General features: G+C 43.3%; 1 protein-coding gene. It reads left to right on the top strand.

The features are described from left to right. Window positions 1-440 precede the first annotated feature (440 nt). Window positions 441-658 (top strand): 30S ribosomal protein S2 (gene rpsB, locus CIK04_RS26105; protein WP_142995022.1); only part of this gene is annotated, 218 nt, incomplete at its 3' end.

Below are 658 nucleotides of genomic sequence, written 5' to 3'. Positions count from 1 at the left end.
GCGGCCAGTTTACCGGCAATTCTCATGCGCTCAATTTGCTGAGTAGTTTTAATCTTAATTGACATTGGCTTTCTCTACTTAATTCGGGGGCACATCAGAGTGTGCTGATGCGGCATTCTAACAGGAAGAAATGAGAATGTGTATTTGTCTGAAAAACGAGAGCCTATCCAGGGCTATTTTTTATGGGTTGCATTCGTTTGGCTTCATGGCTAAATGCATTTTTTTTTTTGCCTTCAATGGGCAAAATATGGTATAAAGCGCGCCGGAAATGAGGACTGTTCTCTTCGTTAAGAGAAACTTAATGGCGAAGCAGGCTTCTTCCAAAAACACTTTTTCTTTAAATCACACACATTCCGACACATGTTCCGGGGTGCCCAGCGATTAGGCTAGGGTCGGATACATGGGGGATGTGGAGGCCTAACCCCATAGAGGATTTTAAAATGGCAACTGTATCAATGCGCGATATGCTGAAAGCGGGTGTACACTTCGGTCACCAAACTCGTTACTGGAACCCAAAAATGAAGCCATTCATCTTTGGCGCTCGTAACCGCGTTCACATCATCAACCTAGAAAAAACTGTACCAATGTTCAACGAAGCTCTAGCTGAGCTAGTTAAAGTTGGCGAGAAAAAAGGTAAAGTTCTTTTCGTAGGTACTAA

The sequence above is a fragment of the Vibrio sp. 03_296 genome, assembly GCF_002265885.1.
This window is presented reverse-complemented; position numbering and strand designations above follow the sequence as displayed.